Consider the following 25,878-nt stretch of genomic DNA (forward strand, 5'->3'; position numbering starts at 1 on the left):
ATTAAAAACCCTTTGGCTCAAATTTAATATGTTTTACACCTGACTCAATTGTCGATGCTACTTTCAAAACATTATATTCGTCTAATTGTTTACCTATAATCTGCATTCCAAGAGGTAAACCTCGTGCCGATAACCCGGCAGGAACCGATGCACAAGGTAAACCGGCTAAACTTGCAGGAATGGTAAATAAATCGTTTAAATACATAATAGTCGGATCATTTTGTTTTTCACCGATCTTAAAAGCTTCGGTCGGTGCTGCAGGTAACAAAATGGCGTCAACTTTTGCAAAAGCATTATTAAAATCGTTTGCAACTAAACGACGTACTTTTTGAGCTTTTAGATAATATGCATCCATACAACTAGATGAAAGCACATATGTTCCAATCATAATACGACGTTTTACTTCCTCCCCAAATCCGGCTGATCTAGTCATTTCATACATTTCGTCAAGCGTCATATTTTCACGTTCTACTCGAAGACCGTATCTAACGCCGTCATATCTAGATAAATTTGAAGAAGCTTCAGCCGGTGCTATTACGTAATAAACGGCAACACCGTATTTAGCATGCGGCAGCGTAATATCAACTATTTCAGCACCGGCGTTTTTAAGTAGCTCTATGGTATCCTGCCACATTTTCATAATATCAGATTCAATAATATCGCCTTCACCAAGGCTAAGAGGTACGCCTATCTTCATATTTTTCATAGAACTTCCGATAGCGGATTGTAGTTCTGGAACTTCTACTTTAATCGAAGTAGAATCTTTTTCATCAAACCCCATCATCGCTTCAAGCATAATGCTACTGTCTAAAACGCTTCTAGTAAATATTCCTGCTTGATCAAGGGAGCTAGCAAACGATACCATTCCGTATCTTGAGCAACGACCATATGTCGGTTTAAATCCGACTAAACCCGTAAAACTTGCAGGTTGACGTACCGAGCCTCCAGTATCGCTACCAAGAGCAGCAGATGCCATAAATCCGCTAACTGCTGCAGCTGAACCGCCTGAAGAACCGCCTGGAACTAAATCTGCATTATCATCATTTGCTTTCCAAGGGCTAATTACATTTCCAAAACAACTAGTGATATTTGCCGAACCCATCGCAAATTCATCCATATTGGTTTTGCCGAGCATCACACCGCCCTTATCAAAAATATTTTGTGTAACGCTTGATTCATAATTAGGTATAAAATTTTTCAGTATATTAGAACACGCTGTAGTTCTAATTCCTTTCGTACAGAAAAGATCTTTAGCGGCAAATGGTATACCCTCAAGTGTTCGCGGCTGATTTTGAGCATAATTTTGATCGGCTGCTTCAGCTTGTTTTAAAGCTAAATCAAAAGTTTCAGTAACATAAGCATTTAGGTTTTTATGTTTCTCTATTTGTTTAATATATGCCTTAACTAATTCCTTACTTGTAAAATCTTTATTTTTTAGACCTTTTACACTGTCTGCTACTGTTAATTTGTTTAGTTCCGTCATAATTATTCAACAACCTTTGGAGTGATAAAATATTTTACTTCTTTAGCAAGTTGAGCACTATTTCCGCTTACATTATCAAATAATTTATTTGATAAATCAGAACTCGTAACGGCGTCCTCTCGCATTCTAGCATTCATATTAGAAACCGAAGTTAAAGGCTCTATATCTTTGCAATCTATTTCATTTAAAATATCAATCATATTCATAATAGTACTAAGCTGAGTAGAAAATTTTTCTACAGTATCTTCTTCAAATTTTAATCTAGCTAATTTTGCTATTTTCTGTGCTTCTTCTTTTGTAATCATAGTTTTATTATTTTGAGTGGTATAGTCTGATGTTATTTCCGTGAGGCATTGTTGTGGGTATCAATTCCATCTCTGTCATCCTAGCTAACTTTATCAATGTTGTTGCATGGTTCGGTTTTCAGCGTCATTGCAAGGAAATTACGTAAGTAATTGACGAAGCAATCCAATAAAAAATGTTGAATTTAGCATTTTTTATTATTTTTTCTGGATTGCCACGTCGCTTCGCTCCTCGCAATGACGATTTGGTAGACATGAAACAACGTCAGTCAAGCCATGGTATGACAATTTACATAACCTTATCAAACAGTCATTATTTCTTGTTCTTTTTGTTTTATGCTTAAGTCAACTTTACTACTATAATCATCGGTTAGTTTTTGTACTTGTTCAGATAAGTTATGATGCTCATCTTTTGCAATAATATTATCCTTTTCTAGCTTTTTAAGTTCTTCATTGCCGTCTCTTCTAATATTACGTAATGAAATTTTAGTATCCTCACCGTATTTATGAGCAAGCTTTACAAGTTCTTTACGTCTTTCTTCAGTTAAAGCCGGTATCGGTAACCTAATCAATTGACCGTCCGTTGCAGGAGTTAAACCAAGATTTGCTACCGTAATTCCTTTTTCTACCGAGGACACCATAGATTTATCCCAAACCTGCACGTTAATTGTTCGTGCATCAGGGGTGGATAGAGAAGCAACTTGTGAAAGCGGCATTTTACTCCCGTAAGCTTCCACGGTTACGCTATCAAGCAAATTAACCGAAGCTCTACCGGTACGCAAGCCTTTAAGCTCATGATCTAAAACTTTCAGAGCTTTATCCATCTTTTCTTGTAAGTTTTTCTTTAACGTTTCTGTGTCCATATTTATTCATCCATATATTTATTTTATCTGTATATTATTATTAGTACATGAACCAAGTACATTATTGCGTGGATCGGTTTTCTATTGTCATCCCGCGAGCTTGTAGCGGGATCCAGTTAAAATACTAAAATTATTAGTATTTGTTTATTATTTTTATGGACCCCGTGGTCAAGCCACGGGGTGACATAGTGGATTTTACTAGTCCACGCAACAAGGCCTCCTCGCAATGACGAAAAACCGAGTCACACTACAATATATTATTCCTCAATTGTCGTATATTCGCCTTTATCTTGTATTACTCTAGCAAAATTTCCTTGTTCTTTTATCGAAAATACTCTTATAGGTAATTTATTTTCTCTTGCAACTGCAATAGCTGCCGTATCCATGACTTGCAGGTTGTTAGTTATAACATCTTTATAGCTAATAGTGAAATATTTTTTAGCATCAGGATTTTTTTTAGGGTCGGAATCATATACGCCGTCAACCTGAGTTGCTTTTAATAAAATATCGCAATTCATTTCGATTGCACGAAGTACTGCGGCACTATCGGTTGTACAAAAAGGGTTACCCGTGCCGCCAGCAAAAATTACTACATGCTTTTTTTCCATATGTCTTTTAGCTTTGCGGCGAATATAAGGCTCACACACGCTCATCATAGGAATAGCCGATAGAACTCTTGTATAGATATTGAGGCTTTCCATAACGTTTTGCAATGTTAAAGCATTAATCACCGTTGCGAGCATACCTATATAATCCGCTGAAGCTCGGTCCATACCGACAAGTGCTGCATTGATCCCTCGATAAATATTCCCGCCTCCGACTACAATAGCGACTTCTACTCCTAAATCAATGACCTCCTTAATATTGCCGGCAATCTTTTTTATTACCTCATATTCATGTCCAAATTGCTTGTCTCCCATTAAAGCTTCCCCTGAAACTTTAAGCAAAACTTTTTTATACTTTAGAGCATTTACATCTGATATCATTTTCTACTTCAAGTTGTTTTTAATATTTGCTTAATTTTTTTAATCATTCTACCTCTTTGTAGGTCGGTAATCGATGATTTAGTGAGTGCATGTACTAATAGCATATTATTATTTATATCAAGTGTTACCGTACCAGGTGTTAATGTAATCGAGTTACTATAAATTACTTCACCGATTTCTTCTAGCCCTTCTGCGTCAATCCATTCAAAAACCGGCTCTATCTCTATCTTTCTTTGCCAAATTATTTTAATAACCGAGAAAGCTGATTTCCATATTTCTAATAATAACCAAGGAAAATATAATATAAATTTAATTTTAGTGAGCATTAACATTTCCGGTTAATTTGATATTTGAAGTAAAAGGTATTAGTAGCATTATAAATACAAATAACAGCCCTATCATATTAAATATATTATTTATTGCAATTACAAAAGCATCATTATTTAATTTGTTTGCTAATAACAAATAGGATGCTTTTTCAGGATTAAGGACTTTCCCGCTTAATAACTCAGTATAAGAATCTAGCTGTTCTAATGCCATTATAGAAGTAGACGAGATATTTTCCGATAAATATTGCATAAAGATTTTAGTATCATTAGTAAGTATAGTACTGATTACTGCAAGCCCTACTGCTCCTCCTAAATTACGGGTAAGATTATAAAGCCCGCTAGCGTTACCTACTCTTTCTTTCGGCATATTGCCAAGAGCTATATTATTAGTCGGTATAAAACAAAACATTAATGAAAGCCCTCTAACAAATTGAGGAAGCACAAATGCAGCGAATTTAGAATCAGGCGTTAGAAAACTATTCAAATGACATCCGAGAGCAAACCCTCCAAGCCCTATAATAAGCATCAGGCGTAAATCTACCCCTAGCCCTAGCATCCTACCGGCAAGTGGTGCAGATAAAAATTGTGCTCCGCCCGTCACCATCATAGTAGCTCCGATTTGTAATGTATCATATCCGGCAATAGTAAAGAGAAATAGCGGTAATATATATACTGCCCCGTATAATCCGATACCCATAACGAATGAATAAAGGCAACCAAAAGTAAAGTCTTTATAAAGGAATGTTTTTAAATCTAAAATTGGATTAATAAAGGTTAGTTCTCTAATGATTAATAAAACAAAACCTAAAGCTACTGCAATACTTAAGAATAGTATTAAATTATCCTCAAGCCAACCTTTTTTGTTTCCTTCTTCTAAAACATATTGTAATAAGCCGAGCGTTAAAGCCATTAATAATATACCGAGAAAATCAAAATTTTTCAGTAATTTATAATTTGGTTTATCAAAATCCCCATATAAAAATACTACCGTGCATACGAAAATACCAGGTATGACGTTTAATAAAAACATAAAATGCCATGATAAAATCTCCGTAATATATCCACCGAGTGTAGGTCCTAAAGTAGGGGCCACAGTTACGACAAGACCGATTAAGATAGTAACGGTAGGACGTTGTGATGCAGGAAAAATTATAAAAACGGTACTAAATACCGTCGGTATCATAGCACCGCCAAAAAATCCTTGTAATGCTCTAAAGATAATCATTGATTCAATATTAGTTGCGAGCGAACATAATACGCTCATAACCGTAAATCCTAGAGCTGCAATAAAATAAGAAATTCTGGTAGAAAGTAACCTTGCTAAAAAGCCGGTAATAGGAATAATGATAACTTCAGCTATTAAGTAAGATGTTTGAACCCACGAAAGCTCATCGCTTGATGCAGCAAGACCTGCAGCTATTACGGATAATGAGCTAGCGACAATCTGAATATCAAGTACCGACATAAACATCCCGACAACCATACCAAAAAAAGCAAATAATTGCTTTTTAGAAAGAGCAGGCGGTTGTAAATTATCATTTGACATAATTAAATTATACAGTTTAAATTAAATAAAGTTAATAAGTGACATAAAAATATATGTTTAAAATAAAAAATTGTTGTACAACTTTTAATTTTTAATTAAACTATTTATTAGGATATAAGTAGACAAGACCTAATATATGGTAATCATTTTATTTATATTTAGCAAATAATAAATATGTGATTGATTTATTAAAAAATATTTACTATAATATTAACATTTATTAACTATAATTGATTTATCAATATGCAAAATCCAGTACAAAAAGTTATATCTTTTTCAGAGCATAAATCTGATATAGAACGCATAAAGAAATCAATAGAAGAAGGGTGGGCAATAGTAAAGCTAGTACCTAATAAAGACCGTTTTATTGGACTTTTAGAAAAGATTTCGCATGCTGAAGATGAAACAATCTATATTCCTCCAAGAAAAAAGATAATAGTTAACTAATTTTTTTAGTTAACTACTACTCTTGCAATTTTCTTCTCAAGCTATTGTACTTGAATCGATAGCTTGCTTTATAATAACATGGTTACTACCTTACCTATAAAGTCACTGTTCACGGATTTTCAAATTTTGCTTAATTTTATAATCTTTCGGTGTAATTTTTATATATTTTTAAGTGTTTAATTACAATTTTTTCAAGTAATAATGGTTTTCGCTTATACTAATTTATATTAGCGATACTCAAAAATTGAGAAAACTAAAAACCCGTGAACGCTCACCCTATAAAATAATAAATTAAAATTTTCTATTGATAATAAAAATGGGGTATTGCTAACTAAAAGCGGATATCGTCATTGCGAGGAGCGAAGCGACGTAGCAATCTAGAAAAAATAATAAAAAAATTCTGATTTACAGAATTTTTAACTGGATTGCTTCGTCAATTACTGCATAATTTCCTCGCAATGACGTTAATTTATTAACTAATCTATCTAATGCCAAAAATGGTGCCAATGTGGGGATTTGAACCCCAGACCTACGCATTACGAATGCGCCGCTCTACCAGCTGAGCTACATCGGCAAGGCTGAGATATGTCATTCCTGCGAAAGCAGGAATCTAAGTAAGCATATAAGAAACTATGTAATTTTTATCCAATTATTAAGGTTGTTTTACTGGATTCCTGCTTTCGCAGGAATGACATAGAACTATGCGACAATGTTTACAATCAGCATTTTTATAAATGCGTTGAAAATCTTAAATGGAAATGCTGCGTATCGTCATATTTCTTCTTCTTAACCGGGAAACCCCAATCCATTCTGATCGGTGCAAAACGTGTTACCCAAATAAAGCCGAAACCAACGGAAGCTCTAAGCGATTTATCGTTATAAAAACCGTTTGGAGTTTGATATTGTTTCTTATTTAAACCTACTCCCCAGACACTTCCTAAATCCATAAAGACTGCACCTGTTAAATTAAACTCTTCAGGTACAGGAGTTGGGAAATTAAGCTCTGTTGAGAATGTATAATATCTCTCACCGCCAAGTCCTTCATTAGTGACCTTTTCGCGAGGTCCTACACCACCGCTTGCAAAGCCTCTTAAACTATAATCACCTAAATTAAAGCGATCAGAAATTCTAATAATTTTTCCTCCAAGCCCTGCAATATCACCACCGGAAGCAGATAATTTTAAAGTAAGTTTGTTATGTATGAAAGATTTATAATATTTACCGTCAACTTCATGTTTTATATATTTGTTATCACCTCCAACGCCGGCAAATTCTTGGGTGCCGCTTACTAAATAACCGTTCTTTGGAACAATTTTATTATCGGTTTGATCATAAGTAATAGTATGTCCTATAGCAGAAGTAATAAATCTTCCCATCTGCTCATTTAAGAATATTGAGCTTGATGGACTCGGTGCACTTAAAATATCACGTTTAATTAAATAATCTATTTCGTGACCTAAATCCTCTTTAATTTCATAGCCAAGAGAAGTTTTAACCCCTATAGAGTGTAACTTATAGCTTTGATCGGTTGTATTTAATACACTAGCACCGCGTCCGGTATAGTTTCTAAAAGCATTTACGCCAAGTGATAAATCACGATCTAAAAAGTGTGGTTCGGTAATACCGCCGTAATAGCTTGTACTGTTTTTACTTACTTGTACACCGGCATTAAGTAGTTTACCGGTACCGACTAAATTACGCTCTAAGAAAGAGAAACGCCCGAATAAACCGCCGGCAGTATTATATCCTAAATCAAACCCTATAGAGGAAGTAGATTTTTCATCAACTTCAACGTTAACATCATATTTATCTTTAGCTTTAGTCGGAGCTAAGCTAATTGCTACTTTCTCAAAATAATCTAAATTTCTAAGGTTACGCTCGCCTTTTTCAATATATGAACGGTTAATTATGTCACCTTCTTCTGTTTTAAATTCTCTTCTTATAACATGGTCTTCAGTTTTAAGGTTATTAATAATATTAATTTTATTAATATAAACCTTATCAGCTTTCTCAATAATAAATTTAATATCTGCAGTATGATTAGCACTTTTCATTATATCCGGATAAACATTTACTGCAGGATAACCGTTTGCTGTAAAATATTCTCCGATTTTTTCAGCTATATCATCAACCCTTTTCATATTAAAAACCTTGCCTTGCTTAATATTAACAATTTTATTAAGCGGTGTTATATCTATATTAGTTAATTTATTGTCTATTGTAATATTACCGAAGCTATATTTTTCTCCCTCTTCAATGGAATAGGTAAGGGTAAAATATTCTTTAGTATTATTGAGTTCTGCCGATGCCGAAATTACTCTAAAATCTGCAAAACCTACAGATTGATAAAACTCTCTCAGTAATTCTTTATCATACTCCACTCTATCAGGATCGTAAGTATCGTTACTTTCTAAAAAACGAAACCAACGAGATTCTTTAGTTAAAACAATAGATTTAAGTTCTGAATCACTATAATTTTCATTACCGCTAAAATAAATATATTTAATACCGGTTTTTGGTCCTTCTGCTATATCAAAAATAACCTTAACTCTGTTGTTTTCTAAATTTTCGATTTTAGGCGTTACCGTGGTAGCAAAACGTCCGCTACGTTTATAAATTTCTAATATTTTCTTTACATCTAATTCAATTTTAGCTTGGCTAAGAGATTCGCCAGACATTGTATAAATTTCTTTAGCGAGCATATTAGTTTTGATTTTAGAATTACCGCTAAATACTACGCTACTTATAAAAGGCGTTTCAGTAACGTTAACTATTAAATTACCCTCATTTGTTATATACATATTTATACTTCTAAAAAGTGAGGTGGCATATAAATTTTTTATTGCTTCATCTTCTTTAGAATTATTATAGGTTTCTCCTATCTTAAGCTTTAAATAGCTCTCAATAGTAGAACGCTCAACCCTATGGTTACCTTCGATAGTTATTTTACGAATTACAGAGTCAGCTAATGAAATATGATAATAAAAAATAGTTAATAATAAAATTGTTAACTTACTAATTGATCTGATTTTCACCTAAAACCTTCTTTAAGATTTAATTTAAATTTCTAATGTTTAAATACGATGTCATTCCCGCATGGGGCGATTCTGCCAGTGTCATCCCGCGACTTGATCGCGGGATCCAGTCTTTTTAAATTTTTTTCTGGATACCGTGGACAAGCCACGGTATGACACCGAATGCGTTTTCCGATCCACGTACCACTACCACGGGATGACAGGTGCATTTAAACGTAATTAATGTACTCCACTATAGTAGATAATATAAACGAGAGCAAGCAAATCTATAATTTAGGAAAATAAATTTTGTATATCGTTGGAAATAGAGATTATAATAAGAAAAATTATTATTGCCGTTCCTAATTGTAATAAAATATTTTTAGTTTTAGGATTCGGTAATTTACCTGTAATTGCTTCATATAATATAAATACTAAATGTCCGCCGTCAAGCACCGGTATAGGTAGTAAGTTAAGTAACCCTAAATTAACGGAAAGCATTGCTATAAATAATAGATACATTTGGGTTCCACCAGCTATAGATTTTCCTGACTCTTTAGCAATAGCTACCGGTCCTCCTATCTCATCGAATGAACGTTTTCCTACAATCATTTGCGATATTGCTTTTAGAGTTAAAGCAGACATATCTATAGTAGTATTAATAGCTTCCCAAAATCCTCTTAAAATTCCTATTTTAGTATGAATAGGTTCATTTTTAGCTATAATACCGATGCGAAGAGTTTTCTTAACTTTCTTTTCTTCGGGAGGCGATATAATTATTTCTTGAGGCATTATATTAACGGTAAATTCTTCACTTTTTCTTTCTATAGTTAAAGTAGAAGAGCTAAAGCCGTTAATTAATATCTCTCTCTGTACGTCCCCGAAATCTTTAACAGATTTATCGTTAACCTTAACAATTTTATCTCCTTCTCTTAAGTCTGCTCTCTCTGCCGGTGATGAAGCTACCACATCACCTATTATAGGAGGAATCTCTGTTTTTCCAAAGTAACAATAAAAACCTGCAAATATTATTACGGCAAGTAAATAATTAATGAGCGGTCCTGCCGCAACTATTAAAAAACGTTCTAAACAAGATTTAGCATAAAAAGCTACTTTTTCGTCAACTTCTTTAGTCTTATCCATAAGGCTGCGATCATAGCCGTAAATCTTGACATAACCGCCAAGCGGTATAAGACAAATCTTCCACCTAACTCCTCTTGTATCGGTAATGCCTATTAGTTCTTTACCGAAACCTATCGAGAATTCTTCAACTTTTACATTAAAATATCTAGCAATACAATAATGCCCAAATTCATGGATAAATACCAAGATACTGATAGTTATAATAAATCCGATTATAGAAAGCATAAATTATACTCGTTTTATTTGAAAAATTGGCGGCGTTACTTCTCGCTTATAATCCTCACGTATTATATATACGCTGCGGTTATAAGCTTCAAAGTGCCTTGCTCTTTTCCAAATAAAACTTCGTCTACGCATTTTCATATTTTTTATAAGTTTACTAATAAGTTATTTTAAGGTATAAATTGCAAGATTATAGATATCGTTTCGTTGTTGCGAGTGATATTGTTGTAGGGTTTGAGTTTCTTAATGTCATCCCGCGACTTGATCGCGGGATCCAGTCTTTTTTATTTTTTTTTCTGGATACCGTGGTCAAGCCACGGTATGACCCTGAACGTAATACTCACTCGCAATAACAAAAATTAAATTTTAAATTTCTTTTCTCTATGAGTTCAAATAAAATTAATAAAAAGTCGATTGCACGTATTGCAGCAGTGCAAGCTATTTATCAAAACATATTGCAAAATAACGACGATATGGATGATATCATGCAGAATGTACTTTCTTTTTATCAAAATAATAATTCTATAACAGATTCACCTGAGAATTTAAAAATATCACTAAGTATAAGTCATTTTAAAATGCTGGTAAAGTCAGTATTTGAAAATATTAATAAACTAGACGAAATTATCGACAATCATTTAACAAATGATAAAGATCCTGCACATATGCCGATCTTACTCCGAGCTTTATTGCGGGTTAGTATATGTGAGCTATTATTTTGCCCTACTACTCCTGCTAAAGTAGTAATCAACGAATATACGGACATAGCAAATGATATGTTAAATGAGAATGAAATTGGTTTTGTTAATTCCGTATTAGACACAATAGCCAAAGAGCATACTCGTTTAATTTGAAAAATTGGCTACAGCGTATTTCAGAAAGCTTGATACAAGCGAATTTTGCAGGATTCGCCTGTGCTCACGTAGTATATCTACGCTGCGCAGGCTTACCTTTAAATTCATCTTGTCTGAAGCTTTCTGAAATACGCTGTAAGTTGTCCTATAAGTACGCAGGTAGCCACGTATTAAGTATACGCTCCGCTCCTCGTCTTATGGACTCCTTGCTCTTTTCCAAATTAAACTTCGTCTGCTTATTCTTCATTTATTTAAAGTATAAAAGATTTTATGACAAATAATTTAAGCGGTTATAGAAATAAATTCGTTAGAGTTAAGACTTCTAAAAAACGTACCGTCTCTTCTAGTAATTGGCTTAGACGCCAATTAAACGATCCGTATGTTGCAAAAGCACGTATAGAAGGCTTTAGGTCGAGAGCTGCATATAAACTACTTGAAATCCATGAAAAATTTAAACTTTTTAATTCTAACATGAAAATTGTTGATCTAGGAGCAGCTCCTGGGGGGTGGAGTCAAGTAGCTTCCAAGCTTATTAAAGCTTCAGATAATAGCTTAAATAATAAAATAATCTCTATCGATTTGTTAGAAATCGAACCTATTGCCGGAGTTGAGTTTTTTCAAAAAGACTTTTTTAAAGAAAATACGGAAGAATTAATTATTCAGGCTTTAGACGGTAAAGCTGATATAGTAATGAGTGATATGGCATCAAATACCATAGGTCATAAAGCTACAGACCATATAAGAACCTTACTTTTATGTGAACAAGCTTTTGAATTTGCTTTAAAAGTACTAAAGCCCTCAGGTCATTTTATTGCTAAAATTTTTCGTGGCGGTGCAGAAAATGAATTATTAAATAAAGTGAAGCGTGAATTTAGAACGGTGAAACATTTTAAACCTTCATCCAGCCGTAGCGAATCTACGGAAATCTATTTAGTTGCTCTAAATAAGAAATAATCAATATGAAAGGCGAAAGATGGTTTTCGCCTTTAACATACTAGAGGACATAGATGATAATTACTTATATCTCCTGTTGTTTTGACTTCCTGAGTGTATTCTTGATTGCAGCTTTGAAAATTATTATATATCCCAACTAAATTAGCTCCGGTTTCAGTTTCAACTATTTGATTATATAAATTAGTTTTTAAGTTTAGAGTATTTTTAGCATATTTTTGTGTTCCTGCTTCCCAATCATCTATGGTTAAAGTAATATTCTGTTTTAAATCAGAAAAATTAACAAGTCCATGTTTACTGATTCCGGCTATTATTTCCTCAAAGCCTTCGACTATTCCATTAATTCCTAGATATTTTGTAGCTTTTTGCTTGGCAAAATTATATAAATATGATGCCCATTCTTCTGATTGTGATAGTCCTGTTTTTTTACCAGGAAGAACCATTGTTGTTTTTCCCAAATGCTTATTAGTAATATTAATAAGATTATGTTTTGCATTATATATCTTAGAATGGGTAGCTAGCTCTTCTATTGGAGTTGTTACTTTTCCGGTAAATAAATTTTTTTCTATGCCTCTTTCAATTATTGGTTTTGAGCCAGGGCTGTCAAAAGTTGTAGATTTATTAAAATGTAAGTTGCGAGAATGTATTTCTACTGAAGTTAAATCTGCAGTTATTGCTCCAAGTGAATGACCGCTAGTATTAAAAATATATTCTGTGGCTTTACTTAAGCCGCCTAATTTGTTAATTACTTCATTAACAAATTCCTGAAGTGGAGTTAGTTTAGTAGGTAAATAATGAAGAGCGATAAGTAAGTCGTCTAGTAAATCATATATATTGAATTTTGTACCGGCACTAGCAATATGAACTTCTTTAGTTTCTTTATTTATAAATGCAACAGCTTTATAACCATATTTAGCAGTGTTGACATAATCACATGAAGCAGTCAGTATTTCCCAGCCGCTATCTGTTAATTGTTCATTGACCTTTGATGCTTCTAGATTATAAACATTTAAATCATCTGTTTTATATGCGAGGTCTAACCCTATATAAGCAAGTTTTTTAGTGCTAATATGTTTAGAATTTTTGTGCTTAGACATATCTACCTCTTTTTTAACTTGTGACCATATTTTATGGTAATTTGAAATAAAAGTCAACTAATTAGTTAATGTTTATTAAGATATAGAATATGAATCTGTTTTAAAATATTCTGTAAGACACAGTAAATTAAAAATTTATAGAGTGGCTTAAAGTAAAAAACCATCAGCTATTTATCAATAATTGATGGTAATTTAGATTGTAATTAAAGTATAAAAATTTACTTTCCTATTAGAGATACTTCTACCCATTCGTCTTCAATATCTTTTGACTCTAAGTTAGGTGCTTCTATTACTTCCGGAGTTGTATTTGAAATAGTATCAATAGTGTTTTTACAAGTTTCTACTATGTCTGAAATAGTATTAGCCCCACTGCGTGCTAGTCTAGCAATACCAAAAACAACATACTCTAACATATCATTGATATTAAATTATTATTTATATTGCCTATTTGTTCAACTTCCATAGCACAAGATTGTTGCAAATCATTATATGCCCAATGGAATACATCTACTCCAACCATACTAGTATATTCATCATCAGTAATTCTAGTGGTATCTAGTAAATATACGTCCTTGCCGCTAGATGGAATAGCTTTAAGTTTTTGAGTATCTTCGTTATTTTCTAATATTTGTTCTTTCCAATCGGCTATAGGTAAAACAGCATTACCTTTTAAATCAGCAAAATTCTTTAGCTTATGATTGTTTAATCCTTCAACCATTTTATTAATACCTAGATATTCTGCAGCTTTGTAAGCGGCAGAGCCAGCCATATTATATAAATATGTTCCCCATCCTTCTGCTTTTGATGATTCTGATTTCTCGATATTATTTACTTTCGGTAGAACTAAGTTTATTTTACCGGCATGATTATTAGTAGTATTAATAATATTAGGTTTTGCATTATATACCTCGGAATGTTTAGCTAACTCTTCTAGCGGAGTTAGTACTTTTCCGGTAAATAAATCCTGATTTATAGCGTATTTAATTACTTCTTGTGAACCTGGGCTGTCAAAGGTTACAGATTTATTAAAATTTAAATTACGAGAATGTAATTCTACGCCGGTTAAATCCGCAACTATTGCTCCAAGTGAATGACCGCTAGTCTCAAAAATATATTCTGCAGCTTTCTCAATACCGCCTATTTTTTCAATTACTTCATCAACAAATTTTTGAGCCGTTTTTAGTTTATTAGGAGCATAATGGAAAGTGATAAGTGCATCATCCCATACGTCATTCATATCTGCTTTTGTGCCGGCACTAGAAATATGAACGACTTTAGTTTCCTTATTTATAAATGCAACAGCTTTATAACCATATTGAGCTGTATTTGAATTATCACAAGAAGCAGCAAGTATTTCAAATCCACTACCTACTAAATGATTACCATCTGTCGTTAATGCTTCTGCAAGGTATCGATTTGTATCATCTGTCTTGTACGCAAGATTTACTCCTAAATGGGCAAATTCCTTATGATTTATAGCATTTGTAGGAATTTCTGCTTTATTCACAAATTCAAAATTTTCCATATGTTTTTCAACCTATTTATATCTAAGTTACCATAAAATACGGTATTTATTAACAAATGTCAAGCATTAATATTAATATTTCTTAACAGTCTCTTTAGCTCTCTTTTCAAAAGCTATAATCATTTTTTCGGTTGCTTTGGTAAAATAAGTACCAATTAATTTATCCAGTATTAAGGACTTCATTTTAAAACTAATAAAGAATTTTAATTCAGTTCCTGCCGTGCATGGAACAAATTGCCAAGTACTTTTTAAATATTCAAAAGGTCCTGAAATAGCTAATGTATTAATCAAATATATTCCATCATACGTTATTTCGCTTGTAACTCGTGAGTTATATTTTTCTGAAAAGCCTTTTAACTGAATTACTAATTCAGCAATAACCTCTTGATTATTTTCTGAAATGATTCTAGAAGCAGAACACCAAGGCAAGAATTTAGGATAAGACTCTACATCCCACACCAAATCAAACAATTCTTGTGGTTTATAAGGTAAAATTTTAGTTTCTTGGAAAAAGGCCATCAGAAGTCAGTTACTTTACCTTTATGTTGCCAATCGCCGTATCTTGTCGGTTCTAGTCCTTTAACACCGCCGATTTCTTTTGGTACAGCGTCATTCACAAAGTTTGATACAGGCGAATTTTTTGAGTTAAGTCTGTACTCACGGACGTAAGTACGCCCCGTAGACTTACTCTTAAATTCATCCTGTCTGAAGCTTTGTGAATTTAGCTGTAAATTTTCTTCTTCTAATATATTATTATCTTTTTTATCGTCCATAATTAACACTCCTGCGAAGTGAAGAGTTGATATACGAAGATCAACTTGGAAAAGAGCAAGGAGTCTGTAAGCCGAGGAGCGGAGCGTACAAAAGTACGTGAGCATTCGAGGACTTACAAAGACGACACAGCCAATTTTTCAAGTTCATCGAGTATATATGAAATATAATCGTATCTATATTAATAGTCATTTAGCTGAAAATATCAAGATAGAATTAGCAGGTGATCATATTCATTATGTTAAAACGGTGCTACGTCTTAAAGTAAATGATGGTTTGCGTATCTTTAACGGTACGGATGGAGAATTTTTAGCACAAATTACCGATATAGGTAAGCATAACCTATCGGTTAGGCTTAAAGAACAGTTAAAAAAGCCGTATACAGAATCTGCGTTAACTCTTGCTGTTGCTATAATAAAGCAAGATAAATTAATGCTTGCAATAAATATGGCTACGCAACTCGGTATAACTAAAATTATTCCGTTAATTACTAGGCGGTGTCAATTTAGAACGGTAAATATCGAACGTTTAACGAAATGTGTTATTGAGGCAACAGAGCAATCAGAACGTCTTACTCCCCCGATAATTGAAAAAGCTATCACAATACAAGATTACCTTAAAGAGAATAATAATTTGATGTTATATGCTAATGAACATGAAAAAGAAGAAAATTCTATATTACGAATTTTATCATCACTTAGTAATAGTGATATAACTATTATTGTAGGACCGGAGGGAGGCTTTACTAATGATGAGCTGGTACTTCTTGCCTCATATAAGAATACAAAATCTATAAGTTTAGGAAGTAATATATTACGTGCTGAAACAGCAGCAATAACTGCTATAGCACAAGTGAGGTTGTTAAGTCGTCATTGCGAGTAGGTATTGCCCGTGTGAATACCTGAGCCGTCATTGCGAGGAGATGCGTAGCATCGACGTGGCAATCTCAGGAATTTGGCACGAGATTGCTTCGTCGAATTACTACGTAATTCTTCTCGCAATGACGAGAAAATTGATCCACGCAATAATGTCTGCTTGCAATGACAAAAAGATAAAGTTACTTCGCCTTTTCTATTCCGGGTTTACAAAATAGCTTACCTAAACAAAGGAAAGAATATACACCACAAAAGCCTATAATTATATAAAGTATTGTAACAATAATTGGAAATGAGCCAAATAAAAGTGTGACTAAATTAAAATTAAATAATCCGACTAAGCCCCAATTTATAGCACCTATAGAAGATAATAAATGTATAGTAGTAATAAGCGGATTATTAGAAGTATTTATTAACATATTTAAGCTCCTTTTAGTTAAACGTAAAATAATCATTTCTCATTTTGAGCTATATGTCTACTAAATTTTATAATTCTATAATTTATTAATCCTTCTTAAAAGTTTGATATATTACAGGTATAACAAAAATTGTAAATATAGTACCGATGCTTAATCCTCCAACTATTACAAAGCCTATAGAATTACGAGCAGCAGCACCGGCTCCATCTGCAAAGACTAGAGGTAAAGCTCCGACTACAGCAGCAAGGGTAGTCATAAGAATTGGACGCAAGCGAAGTTTTGAGGATTCTATTATAGCTTCTTGAACCTTTACTCCTTTTTCTCTTAGCTGATTAGCAAATTCTACTATCATAATAGAATTCTTAGTAATTAATCCAATTAAAGTAATAAGTCCGATATTACTATACATGTTAAGGCTATTACCGGCAAGCCAGAGAGCAAGTACACCGCCGGTTATGGAGAAAGGCACGGCGAGTAATATTAATAAAGGATCAGTAAAGCTTTCAAATTGAGCTGCAAGCACTAAATAGATAAATACAAGAGCAAATAAAAATGTTATAAGCATATTACTGTCTGCCTCTCTCATTTGTTTAATTTCGCCGATATATTCAATTATAGTATTACTAGGGTCAAGTAACTTAGCGGCTATTTTATTGATTTCATTAATTGCATCGTTAATTTTTCCGTCAGGAGCAAGATCGGAAGAAATAGTAACGGATTTTGAATTATTATAATGACTATATGATTTTACTGATATTTTTTCTGTAATATTGGCTATCGATTCGAGCGGTAACATATTATTATTTTTTGCTCTGATTAAAATTTTACTAAAATCGCTAATATCTTTTCGATCTTTTTGATTAAATTGCAATATAACATCATATAAATCATTACCCATTCTAAAATCCCCGATTTGTTGACCTGCAAGTAAATATTGTACCGTTTTGCCTATATTTGCCAAATCCATTCCGTATAAATAAGCCTTATCACGGTTGACTTCTATACTTATAGTCGGCATTGCCGATTGTAAATTTCTATTGACGTTTAAGAAAATAGGATTTGTTTTCATTATATCAATAAATTGTTGTGATATTTTATCTAAATCATCATATTCAAGGTTCGTTTGAATAGTAAACTCGATAGGGCTACTTGCATTCCCGCTAACCATTGAACGTGGATCCATAGCGAAAATCGACATGCCCGGTATTTCGGAAAACTGTTTATTTAACATATTCTTAATGATTTCTTGAGAACGAGAACGCTCACCCCAATCTTTTAACGGAATGAATCCAAAAACATTATCACTACCGCCTGCACCTATTACCATCAGATAACCTAATATATCTTTATAATTAGCAAGGATTTTTTCGGCTTCTTTCACTACTTTAGTAGAAGATTCTAAACTAGAACCTTCAGGTCCTTTAAGAGAAACTTGTAAAAATCCGTCATCTTCTTGGGGTACGAAAATTTTTTGAGTAAATTTAAAACTAATAATCAGCACTATAAAAGATGATGCAATAATGATGATAAATTTCTTTTTATTGTCAAAAGTTAGCTTTAGATAGTAAATATATTTATTTTGAATAAATTGTAGAATGTCGTTAAACTTTACTAAGAATTTCGGTAAGTCCGTATTATGTTTTATAACCATACGACTTGACATCATAGGAGTTAAAGTTAAAGCAACAAATCCTGAGAACAAAACGCAAAATGCTAAAGTCCAAGCAAATTCAATAAATAATTTCCCAATAAAACCCTCTATAAAACCGACGGGTAAAAATACGGCAGCAAGCGTAATAGTCATAGCAATGATTGCAAAGCCGATTTCTTTAGAAGCAAGTAAAGCTGCTTCCATGGGTTTATGTCCCATTTCATTATATCTAAAAATGTTTTCAAGCATAACTATCGCATCATCGACGACTAGACCTATAGCAAGTATCATAGCAAGGAGCGTAAATATATTAATAGAAAATCCAAAAGCATACATTATGCTAAAAGTACCGATCAACGATACCGGAATCGTCACAAACGGAATTAAGGTGATTTTAGCAGAAGCAAGAAATAAATAAGTGACTAAAACTACTAATATTAAAGCTTCAAAAATTGTTTGAAATACCGCATAAATTGATGCTTTTACAGGTGTTGCTCCATCATATGCGATACCCATGCTTATTCCTTTGGGCATGGATTCTTTAATTCTTTCTAGCTCTTTAGTTACTTCATTTGATAAATCTATGACATTAGCTTTTGATTCTTTTATAAGACCAAGAGCAATGGAGCTTTTGCCGTTATATCTGAAAATTATGTCCTAATCGGGAGAAGTTAAAGATATTTTTGCTATATCTCGTAATTTTATGATACCTCCGTTTTGTACTTTTAGAATAATATTACCGAATTCTTCCGGTGTAGATAAAGAACCTTCGAGAGTGACTATAAAATTATTACTTTTTGTTTTAATCGTACCTGCGGGATAATCTTTATTTTGCTCTTTTATTGCAGATTCAATCTCCAATAAAGAAATTTTATGTTGATATAATTTTTTGGAATCGGGTTCTATTCTCATTATATATTCCCGACCGCCGTAAATTTGTGATTGTCCTACGCTTTCAAGTTTATCTAAGGGTGTTTGTAGATTATCTTCGACGATCTTTGTTAATTCCAAATCGCTATATTGATCACTTTCAACACTTATGAAGAGGCTTGGGAAACTATCGGCATCAAGTTTTGCAATTGATGGGGCTTTCATATCTTGCGGGAACATATAAGTGATATCCGATATTTTAGAACGAACATCGTTTAATGCTACTTCAATATCGGTAGATAGTAAAAATGATAAAGTAATACTACTTTCACCTGTAGAACTTTGAGAAGTTATATAATCTAAATTTTTAACCGTCTTTAAAGCTTTTTCTATACGCGTCGTTATTTCTTTTTCCATATATAAAGCATCGGCACCTGCATAATGAGCTTCGACATTTATAATGGGAACTGAAATATCCGGAGTTCCTCTAATTTGTAGTTTGGTAAAAAAAATTGCTCCAAGAGCTACGATAACCAAACTCAAAACTGTAGCAAAGACAGGGCGTTTAATACAAATTTCAGACAATAACATTGGATTTAATATATTTTTCTTTAAAAATTTTATTCTAAATTTAATGTGAGTAGAGAATTATTACATAAATCTGCTATTCGGTTAGAAATATTCTATATAACAAAGTGAAAGATGGTTTCTAACTTATTATATAAATTAAGTATATATTGTTTTTTATTAAAAAACTTATAATTTTTTATAAAGTAGAAAATTAGCTTTTGTAATTTACTATTGACAATAAATTAGGGTTTTAATGCTAAATTTTCACTTTAATTACTTGATTAAGATAGTTTTAACAGTATAACTGATGTAAAATGGCTACGTTTTTCTATAAATTAATATAATAACGTATATATTTTAAACTTTGTAAATAACTGGCATTTGCAGTATGTGGGTAGTTTGTTATAATTAACTCACATAAAAAATATATTGATGTATATTATTGCCAGTTGTATATATTGTTTTATAAAAAAACATCAATACATATTAACCCATTAAAGGAGAGTTGATTTTATTATGAGTACACATAACAAAAAAGAACCAAAAAAAATGAATAAAACCGAATTTATAGCATTTATGACCGACCATGGTCATAATCATAAACATGCTTCACATAAAACATTAACAAAAGCTGATGCTGAGAAAGCACTTAATTTAGTTCTTGATAGTGTGATTAGTGCTATAAAGAGCCACCATAATATTAATATAACAGGTTTCGGTTCATTTGAAATACATCATAGAAAAGCACGTGAGGGCCGTAACCCAAAAACCGGAGCAAAAATGAAAATAGATGCTTACAATCAACCTATCTTTAGAGCTGGAAGAAAAATGAAAGAAGCTTGTAATTAATTAATAAATGATGTGACGTTGATCAAAATCGTCATTGCGAGGAGCGAAGCGACGTGGCAATCTCATGAAATAGTAACAAACTCCTGAGATTGCTTCGTCAATTGCTATGCAATTTTCTCGCAATGACGAGAAACCACGCATAAACCACTTATGATAATTGAACGCCTAGAGTTTAACTTAAAACATAATAAGCTATATAATAGTTGGCTTATCGAAGCCGAAAATATAGAGCAAGCTTTAAAAGATTTAGAAGATTTTATATATAGTAAGCTTTTTAAGAATAGCATTCCTCTTGAAAACAATCCTGATTATCATTTCATCGCTAGGGAAACTTCGGCTACATCTAATGCTAAAAATATTTCTATTGAACAAATAAGAAAATTACAAGATTTCTTAAGTAAAACTTCTGCAATTTCAGGTTATAAAGTTGTCGTAATTTATGCGGCTGATCTTATGAATTTAAATGCGGCGAATTCATGCTTAAAAATTCTTGAAGATGCACCAAAGAATAGTTACATTTTTTTAATTACTTCAAGAGCTGCAAGTATTATATCTACAATTAGATCAAGATGCTTTAAAATTAATGCTAACTCATCTCAACCTCATTCTATAAATGAACTATATCTTCAATTTATTCAGCCGATAGCAAATAATGAAACGTTAGATTTTATTAATCGTTTTACTACTAAAGACCGAGAATTATGGCTAGATTTTATTGATAATTTATTATTATTATTGAATAGAATTCTTAAAAAATCTGCTAACGTTAATATTGAGCTTCTAGATTTAGAAAACAAGATTTTTGATAGACTGGCAAATAAGCATCCTTCCTATTTAATACAAAAATTTACCGACATAAAAAAGTTAATATATAATACCGTTGATTATGATTTAGACTTAAAAATAAGTTATATATTAGTGGTAAATGAGTTTTTTAGTAATTAACACGATATCACTACGTTCCTTTCCACGTTATCCATAAAAGGCGTTATTGCATGGATAGGTAAAACCCGTTGTGTCACTTAGTTCGCTTGACCGCGAGATCCATAAAAACAACTTGAAATACTAATAATTTTAGTATTTTTAACTGGATCCTGCGATCAAGTCGCAGGATGACAACGGAAAATCGATCCATGCAACAACGCCTACATAAAACCATAAAATATATTGTTGCTAAAACATATTGAGCAAAATATATTAGAACTTTATAAATTAAATTATTTGCATGTTTAAAACTTTAACACAAAATTTAACGAAGATTTTTGATAAATTAGTCAGCTCAGGGATTTTAACGGAAGCTCAAATAGACACCGCTATGCGGGATATAAGAGTGGCTCTTTTAGAGTCGGATGTTGCATTACCGGTGATAAAAGATTTTATAGCAGAAGTTAAACAAAAAGCTTTAGGGCATGAGGTTATTAAGTCTGTTTCACCGGGGCAGATGATAATTAAAATTATCCATGAAGAGATGATAAATCTCTTAACTTCAAGCGAAAGCGATACGAAGCTAAATTTAAATGCCAAACCGCCCGTAAATTTATTAATGGTAGGACTGCAAGGCAGCGGTAAAACTACGGCTAGTAGTAAGCTTGCCTTACGTCTTAAGAATCAAAATAAAAAAGTTTTACTTGTTTCTCTAGATACTTACAGACCGGCCGCACAAGAGCAACTTGCTATACTTGCAAACTCAGTACAGATTAATTCATTACCTATTGTGCAAGGTGAGAAACCTTTGGACATTGTCAAAAGAGCTATTGCCGAGGCTAAAATTTCTGCTTATGACGTCGTAATTTATGATACGGCAGGTCGTACACAAATTGATAAAGAGATGATGGAGGAAGCTCTTGCAATAAAAAAGATAGTAGAGCCTACGGAAACTTTGTTAGTAATTGATAGTATGACAGGGCAGGATGCGGTAGTTACAGCAAGTAGCTTTAATGAAAAGTTAGAGATTTCAGGATTAATTTTATCGAGAATTGATGGCGATTCCAAGGGCGGTGCAGCACTCAGTGTAAAATATATTACTAAAAAGCCGATTAAATTTTTAAGTAGCGGTGAAAAACTAACTGATTTAGAAGAATTCGATGCTGAACGTTTAGCTTCTCGAATACTTGATATGGGTGATATTATCTCTTTTGTTGAAAAAGCAGCTAGTATTGTTGATAGAGAAGAAGCTGAAAAAACGGCAGCTAAATTAAAAAAAGGTAAGTTTGATTTAAATGATTATCTTCAGCAAATGAGAAGTATAAAAAAAATGGGAGGTTTTGGAAGCATACTTAGCATGTTACCGGGTAGCGGTAAAATTATGGATCAAATAGATCAATCAAAATTAAATAGTAAAATAATTGAACATCAAGAAGCAATTATTTTATCTATGACGCTGAAAGAACGTAAGAATCCTGACATCATTAATGCTTCTCGTAGAAAACGTATAGCTGCTGGAGCAGGGACTACGGTACAAAAGGTAAATATTTTGCTAAAGCAATATAAGCAAATAAACGAGATGATGAAAAAAGCAAGTAAAATGAATCCTAAAAATCTATTACGTAGCGGAATTGGGAAGTTGTTTTCGTAGTAGTAAATAGACGTTGTTGCGTGGATACTGAGTCGTCATTGCGAGGAGCGAAGGGCTTTGTTGCATAGCTCGGTTTTTTTGTTGTTATCCCGTGATTTATTCACGGGATCCAGTTAAAAATACTAATAATATTAGTACTTTTAGTTGTTTTACTGGATACCGTGGACAAGCCACGGTATGACACTCAGCAGGTTTTCCGAGCCATGCAACAACGCCGGAGCGAAGCGACGTGGCAATCTCGTAAAATAATAACAAACTCCTGAGATTGCTTCGTCGAATTACTACATAATTCTTCTCGCAATGACGAAAACTGCTCCACGCAGGTGAGCTAAATTTAATTAATTTTTAATTTCAAAGCATTTGCAAAAAATGTATAGATATTGATAAAATAATTAGCACTATCTTTTAAGTCACTGCCGCTACCGTGTCCGCTATCATTACTCTCTAAGAAATAAGTTGTAATGTTTGAATTTTGCTCAAGTGCATACTCAAAAATACGTGCATGCCATGGATGTACACGCTGATCAAGCACTGAGCCGGTAATTAAAATAGTAGGATATTTTTGAGTTAAAGATAAATTTTCTAAAGGTGCATATTTTTTAATATGTACTAAATCATTTGGATTTTCCGGATCTCCATATTCAGTTACCCATGAATGTCCTGCTCCGAATTCTTTATAGCGTACCATATCAAGTATCGGTACTTCGCATGCTATAGCTCCAAATAAATCGGGACGCTGCGTCATTGCAACACTTACTAGCAACCCGCCGTTACTTCCTCCTTTAATTCCTAAATACTCAGGTCTAGTAATATTTTGCTTTATTAAATCCTCTGCTACTGCAATAAAATCATTAAAGCCGGTTTGACGTTTTATTCCTTGAGCCGCCTTATGCCACTCAGGACCAAACTCTCCACCACCTCTGATATTAGCAAGAACATTAACTCCACCATGTTTAACCCATACTTCATTTTCCACACGAGAGAAATATGGAGAGTTAATTACTTGAAAACCGCCATATGCTTCAAGTAATGTTGGGTTTTTACCATCAAATTTTGTACCTTTTTTATAGACAATAAAATATGGTATTTTAACTCCATCCGAACTTGTTGCTTCCTTTTGCTCTACAACATAATTTTTGCTATCAAACGGATATAAAGGCTTTCTAATAACTTTTAATTCATGAGTTTTATCCCATAAATAGATAGTTGGAGGAACTATAGAATTTTCTATAGTAATTAATGCGTCTTCTTCCTCATCATCAGACAACATACCAAAAATTGCATTTTCATAAGGCAGTTTTAAAGTTACCGGTTTTGTCCATTCATTATTTTCTAATGTAAATGTTACTACTTTTGAAATAACATTCTCATAGCTAGTTAAAAATACTGTATCTTTAGTCATCCCTACAAAATAAAATACTTCTCTCTCTGTTGGGGTAAATAATATTTTTAAGCTAGTTTTATCGTTATCTTCTTTTAGAAGATCAGCGTAGTGTATGGCAATAAGCGAACCTGCTTTTATATTACTATTTTTAAATTTCCAATCGGAACGCAGCCGCCAAAATACATATTCTTTAAAAGAACCTTCAGGTGTTGCATCTGATGGCATATTTATTTTTTGTAATTTTAAGTCCTCATCTTTAGTATCTAAAATATAATTATCGTAATTATAAAAATCCTTATCTGCAGATATAAATATTAAAGATGAAGAAATATTATCGGATAAAAGCTTACCGGCTGATACACGTATATAATTCTTTGGTATTTCAAATAGTTTTTTGGCTTTCTCTATAGGTTCTCCTCGCTTCCATATGTAGAGCGAGTTAGGATATAAAGAGTCAGTAACTTCCTCTTTATGCAAAACTGGATTAAATATAATAGTATTTTGGTCAACCCAAGTAGGGTAGGTAAATTTACCTTCTAACAATTTTCCATCGCTAGTTTTTGGTTCAAATCCATTTTTTACAAAATCTTTTTTCTCTAAATCCCATTCTCTAAAAAACATCTCATCCTTACCGCCAAATGACATGGCAATTAAGAAGCGATTAGGGTTTTGAAAACAATCACTTCCACCTCGATACATTACTTTTTTACCGAGTTTTTTGGATAATTTATCAAAATCGATTAGAACTTCCCAATTTGGTTTGTCTTTCGAGTAATTCTCAACTAATGTCCTACGCCATAATCCTTGCGGATTTTTATCATCCATCCAAAAATTATATACATATCCTTTACGGATAATACCATAAGGGGTTTTTCTTTGGTCATATAATATAGATTCTATTTCTTTTTTAAGTATCTTATAACTAGGCATAGATTGGAAAGCCTTTTCTGTTTTATCAGTACGCTCTTTTGCCCATTTTAGAGCTTCAGCTCCTTCAGCTTCCTCTAGAAACTTAGTGTCTTTTGAGTTATATATTTGTTCATCATTGTTTCCCATAGCTTGAACACAAAAAGTTAATAAAACAATTATAAAATAGCAGGTAATTTTTTTCATAATTTTAATGATATCTATTAAATTAAAAGCTTTATTTAA

The 25,878-nt window shown here is 32.7% G+C and carries 22 protein-coding genes, 1 tRNA gene and 3 pseudogenes; 8 read left to right on the forward strand and 18 right to left on the reverse strand.

Going from position 1 to position 25,878, the window contains the following annotated elements:
* Position 1 precedes the first annotated feature (1 nt).
* From gatA to H6P87_RS01075, 6 genes are all read right to left on the reverse strand, one after another.
* Entirely contained in the window at positions 2–1,483 is a 1,482-nt protein-coding gene (gatA, locus tag H6P87_RS01050) for an Asp-tRNA(Asn)/Glu-tRNA(Gln) amidotransferase subunit GatA (protein WP_202069677.1), read from the reverse strand.
* Between the two features lie 2 nt (positions 1,484–1,485).
* Positions 1,486–1,788 carry an Asp-tRNA(Asn)/Glu-tRNA(Gln) amidotransferase subunit GatC gene (gene gatC, locus H6P87_RS01055; RefSeq protein ID WP_202069678.1) on the reverse strand — a complete coding sequence of 101 codons (303 nt, stop codon included), beginning with the start codon at positions 1,786–1,788 and terminating at the stop codon, positions 1,486–1,488.
* A gap of 299 nt (positions 1,789–2,087) precedes the next feature.
* Complete coding sequence (gene frr, locus H6P87_RS01060) at positions 2,088–2,648, reverse strand: ribosome recycling factor (RefSeq protein ID WP_202069679.1); 561 nt, start codon at positions 2,646–2,648, stop codon at positions 2,088–2,090.
* Between the two features lie 257 nt (positions 2,649–2,905).
* Complete coding sequence (gene pyrH / locus H6P87_RS01065; protein ID WP_202069680.1) at positions 2,906–3,634, reverse strand: UMP kinase; 729 nt, start codon at positions 3,632–3,634, stop codon at positions 2,906–2,908.
* 8 nt (positions 3,635–3,642) lie between these two features.
* Positions 3,643–3,966 (reverse strand): monovalent cation/H+ antiporter subunit E, encoded by a 324-nt coding sequence (locus H6P87_RS01070; RefSeq protein ID WP_202069681.1) that lies wholly within the window; start codon positions 3,964–3,966, stop codon positions 3,643–3,645.
* Positions 3,950–5,509, reverse strand: a complete 1,560-nt coding sequence (locus H6P87_RS01075) for a DHA2 family efflux MFS transporter permease subunit (protein WP_011271434.1) — start codon at positions 5,507–5,509, stop codon at positions 3,950–3,952. Before H6P87_RS01075 ends, H6P87_RS01070 begins: the two co-directional genes overlap by 17 nt.
* 243 nt (positions 5,510–5,752) lie before the next feature.
* Here H6P87_RS01075 and H6P87_RS01080 point away from each other — a divergent pair, with 243 nt between their 5' ends.
* On the forward strand, positions 5,753–5,956 hold the full coding sequence (locus H6P87_RS01080; protein WP_202069682.1) for a DUF2674 domain-containing protein: 204 nt from the start codon (positions 5,753–5,755) through the stop codon (positions 5,954–5,956).
* A gap of 498 nt (positions 5,957–6,454) precedes the next feature.
* Here the strand turns inward: H6P87_RS01080 and H6P87_RS01085 are convergent.
* From H6P87_RS01085 to rseP, 3 genes are all read right to left on the reverse strand, one after another.
* Positions 6,455–6,530 (reverse strand) — tRNA-Thr (locus tag H6P87_RS01085).
* Between the two features lie 154 nt (positions 6,531–6,684).
* Positions 6,685–8,991, reverse strand: a complete 2,307-nt coding sequence (bamA, locus tag H6P87_RS01090; protein ID WP_202069683.1) for an outer membrane protein assembly factor BamA — start codon at positions 8,989–8,991, stop codon at positions 6,685–6,687.
* Positions 8,992–9,264: 273 nt separating this feature from the next.
* Positions 9,265–10,338: an RIP metalloprotease RseP gene (rseP, locus tag H6P87_RS01095; protein ID WP_202069684.1), complete on the reverse strand. Its 1,074-nt coding sequence runs from the start codon at positions 10,336–10,338 to the stop codon at positions 9,265–9,267.
* Positions 10,339–10,556: 218 nt separating this feature from the next.
* On the opposite strand from rseP, the pseudogene H6P87_RS07460 reads away from it, so the two are divergent.
* Positions 10,557–10,689, forward strand: a pseudogene (locus tag H6P87_RS07460) (DUF4040 domain-containing protein); the annotation flags it as partial.
* A 29-nt stretch (positions 10,690–10,718) separates the two neighbouring features.
* A complete protein-coding gene (nusB, locus tag H6P87_RS01100) occupies positions 10,719–11,189 on the forward strand; it encodes a transcription antitermination factor NusB (protein WP_202069686.1) in 471 nt (156 codons plus the stop codon).
* 9 nt (positions 11,190–11,198) lie between these two features.
* On the opposite strand, the pseudogene H6P87_RS07465 reads toward nusB, so the two are convergent.
* Positions 11,199–11,319 (reverse strand): annotated as a pseudogene (locus H6P87_RS07465) (palindromic element RPE3 domain-containing protein); the annotation flags it as partial.
* Between the two features lie 140 nt (positions 11,320–11,459).
* Here H6P87_RS07465 and H6P87_RS01105 point away from each other — a divergent pair.
* The gene (locus tag H6P87_RS01105) at positions 11,460–12,143 is read left to right on the forward strand and encodes an RlmE family RNA methyltransferase (protein ID WP_202069689.1); all 684 of its coding nucleotides are present in this window, start codon (positions 11,460–11,462) and stop codon (positions 12,141–12,143) included.
* A gap of 32 nt (positions 12,144–12,175) precedes the next feature.
* Here H6P87_RS01105 and H6P87_RS01110 read toward each other — a convergent pair whose 3' ends face one another.
* The 5 genes from H6P87_RS01110 to H6P87_RS01130 form a co-directional block, all read right to left on the reverse strand.
* Positions 12,176–13,237 (reverse strand): hypothetical protein, encoded by a 1,062-nt coding sequence (locus tag H6P87_RS01110; RefSeq protein WP_202069690.1) that lies wholly within the window; start codon positions 13,235–13,237, stop codon positions 12,176–12,178.
* A 218-nt stretch (positions 13,238–13,455) separates the two neighbouring features.
* Positions 13,456–13,650 (reverse strand): RP165 family protein, encoded by a 195-nt coding sequence (locus H6P87_RS01115; RefSeq protein ID WP_041078988.1) that lies wholly within the window; start codon positions 13,648–13,650, stop codon positions 13,456–13,458.
* Entirely contained in the window at positions 13,644–14,762 is a 1,119-nt protein-coding gene (locus tag H6P87_RS01120) for a hypothetical protein (RefSeq protein ID WP_202069691.1), read from the reverse strand. Before H6P87_RS01120 ends, H6P87_RS01115 begins: the two co-directional genes overlap by 7 nt.
* Before the next feature lie 72 nt (positions 14,763–14,834).
* Positions 14,835–15,281 carry a type II toxin-antitoxin system RatA family toxin gene (locus H6P87_RS01125; protein WP_202069692.1) on the reverse strand — a complete coding sequence of 149 codons (447 nt, stop codon included), beginning with the start codon at positions 15,279–15,281 and terminating at the stop codon, positions 14,835–14,837.
* On the reverse strand, positions 15,281–15,535 hold the full coding sequence (locus H6P87_RS01130; protein ID WP_202069693.1) for a DUF1674 domain-containing protein: 255 nt from the start codon (positions 15,533–15,535) through the stop codon (positions 15,281–15,283). The genes H6P87_RS01125 and H6P87_RS01130 overlap by 1 nt, the downstream gene beginning before the upstream one ends.
* Positions 15,536–15,692: 157 nt before the next feature.
* Between H6P87_RS01130 and H6P87_RS01140 the strand changes: the two genes are divergently transcribed.
* Positions 15,693–16,415 carry a 16S rRNA (uracil(1498)-N(3))-methyltransferase gene (locus H6P87_RS01140; protein ID WP_202069695.1) on the forward strand — a complete coding sequence of 241 codons (723 nt, stop codon included), beginning with the start codon at positions 15,693–15,695 and terminating at the stop codon, positions 16,413–16,415.
* A gap of 175 nt (positions 16,416–16,590) precedes the next feature.
* On the opposite strand, the gene H6P87_RS01145 is transcribed toward H6P87_RS01140, so the two are convergent.
* Together H6P87_RS01145 and H6P87_RS01150 are read right to left on the reverse strand one after the other, a co-directional pair.
* The gene (locus H6P87_RS01145) at positions 16,591–16,827 is read right to left on the reverse strand and encodes a DUF378 domain-containing protein (protein ID WP_040257031.1); all 237 of its coding nucleotides are present in this window, start codon (positions 16,825–16,827) and stop codon (positions 16,591–16,593) included.
* Positions 16,828–16,912: 85 nt separating this feature from the next.
* A pseudogene (locus tag H6P87_RS01150) lies at positions 16,913–19,939 on the reverse strand (efflux RND transporter permease subunit).
* A 495-nt stretch (positions 19,940–20,434) separates the two neighbouring features.
* On the opposite strand from H6P87_RS01150, the gene H6P87_RS01155 reads away from it, so the two are divergent.
* The 3 genes from H6P87_RS01155 (at position 20,435) to ffh (ending at position 23,342) form a co-directional block, all read left to right on the forward strand.
* Entirely contained in the window at positions 20,435–20,767 is a 333-nt protein-coding gene (locus tag H6P87_RS01155; protein WP_202069696.1) for an HU family DNA-binding protein, read from the forward strand.
* A gap of 150 nt (positions 20,768–20,917) precedes the next feature.
* Complete coding sequence (locus tag H6P87_RS01160) at positions 20,918–21,712, forward strand: DNA polymerase III subunit delta' (protein ID WP_202069697.1); 795 nt, start codon at positions 20,918–20,920, stop codon at positions 21,710–21,712.
* A gap of 280 nt (positions 21,713–21,992) precedes the next feature.
* On the forward strand, positions 21,993–23,342 hold the full coding sequence (gene ffh, locus H6P87_RS01165; protein ID WP_202069698.1) for a signal recognition particle protein: 1,350 nt from the start codon (positions 21,993–21,995) through the stop codon (positions 23,340–23,342).
* 334 nt (positions 23,343–23,676) lie between these two features.
* On the opposite strand, the gene H6P87_RS01170 is transcribed toward ffh, so the two are convergent.
* Positions 23,677–25,839, reverse strand: a complete 2,163-nt coding sequence (locus H6P87_RS01170; protein WP_202070051.1) for a prolyl oligopeptidase family serine peptidase — start codon at positions 25,837–25,839, stop codon at positions 23,677–23,679.
* Positions 25,840–25,878: the final 39 nt, after the last annotated feature.

The organism is Rickettsia tillamookensis (assembly GCF_016743795.2).
Classification (GTDB): Bacteria; Pseudomonadota; Alphaproteobacteria; order Rickettsiales; family Rickettsiaceae; genus Rickettsia; species Rickettsia tillamookensis.

Coding starts and splice junctions, on each gene's coding strand:
- gatA (WP_202069677.1), bottom strand. CDS start 1,483: ATGACGGAACTAAACAAATTAACAGTAGCAGACAGTGTAAAAGGTCTA.
- gatC (WP_202069678.1), bottom strand. CDS start 1,788: ATGATTACAAAAGAAGAAGCACAGAAAATAGCAAAATTAGCTAGATTA.
- frr (WP_202069679.1), bottom strand. CDS start 2,648: ATGGACACAGAAACGTTAAAGAAAAACTTACAAGAAAAGATGGATAAA.
- pyrH (WP_202069680.1), bottom strand. CDS start 3,634: ATGATATCAGATGTAAATGCTCTAAAGTATAAAAAAGTTTTGCTTAAA.
- H6P87_RS01070 (WP_202069681.1), bottom strand. CDS start 3,966: ATGTTAATGCTCACTAAAATTAAATTTATATTATATTTTCCTTGGTTA.
- H6P87_RS01075 (WP_011271434.1), bottom strand. CDS start 5,509: ATGTCAAATGATAATTTACAACCGCCTGCTCTTTCTAAAAAGCAATTA.
- H6P87_RS01080 (WP_202069682.1), top strand. CDS start 5,753: ATGCAAAATCCAGTACAAAAAGTTATATCTTTTTCAGAGCATAAATCT.
- rseP (WP_202069684.1), bottom strand. CDS start 10,338: ATGCTTTCTATAATCGGATTTATTATAACTATCAGTATCTTGGTATTT.
- nusB (WP_202069686.1), top strand. CDS start 10,719: ATGAGTTCAAATAAAATTAATAAAAAGTCGATTGCACGTATTGCAGCA.
- H6P87_RS01105 (WP_202069689.1), top strand. CDS start 11,460: ATGACAAATAATTTAAGCGGTTATAGAAATAAATTCGTTAGAGTTAAG.
- H6P87_RS01110 (WP_202069690.1), bottom strand. CDS start 13,237: ATGTCTAAGCACAAAAATTCTAAACATATTAGCACTAAAAAACTTGCT.
- H6P87_RS01115 (WP_041078988.1), bottom strand. CDS start 13,650: ATGTTAGAGTATGTTGTTTTTGGTATTGCTAGACTAGCACGCAGTGGG.
- H6P87_RS01120 (WP_202069691.1), bottom strand. CDS start 14,762: ATGGAAAATTTTGAATTTGTGAATAAAGCAGAAATTCCTACAAATGCT.
- H6P87_RS01125 (WP_202069692.1), bottom strand. CDS start 15,281: ATGGCCTTTTTCCAAGAAACTAAAATTTTACCTTATAAACCACAAGAA.
- H6P87_RS01130 (WP_202069693.1), bottom strand. CDS start 15,535: ATGGACGATAAAAAAGATAATAATATATTAGAAGAAGAAAATTTACAG.
- H6P87_RS01140 (WP_202069695.1), top strand. CDS start 15,693: ATGAAATATAATCGTATCTATATTAATAGTCATTTAGCTGAAAATATC.
- H6P87_RS01145 (WP_040257031.1), bottom strand. CDS start 16,827: ATGTTAATAAATACTTCTAATAATCCGCTTATTACTACTATACATTTA.
- H6P87_RS01155 (WP_202069696.1), top strand. CDS start 20,435: ATGAGTACACATAACAAAAAAGAACCAAAAAAAATGAATAAAACCGAA.
- H6P87_RS01160 (WP_202069697.1), top strand. CDS start 20,918: ATGATAATTGAACGCCTAGAGTTTAACTTAAAACATAATAAGCTATAT.
- ffh (WP_202069698.1), top strand. CDS start 21,993: ATGTTTAAAACTTTAACACAAAATTTAACGAAGATTTTTGATAAATTA.
- H6P87_RS01170 (WP_202070051.1), bottom strand. CDS start 25,839: ATGAAAAAAATTACCTGCTATTTTATAATTGTTTTATTAACTTTTTGT.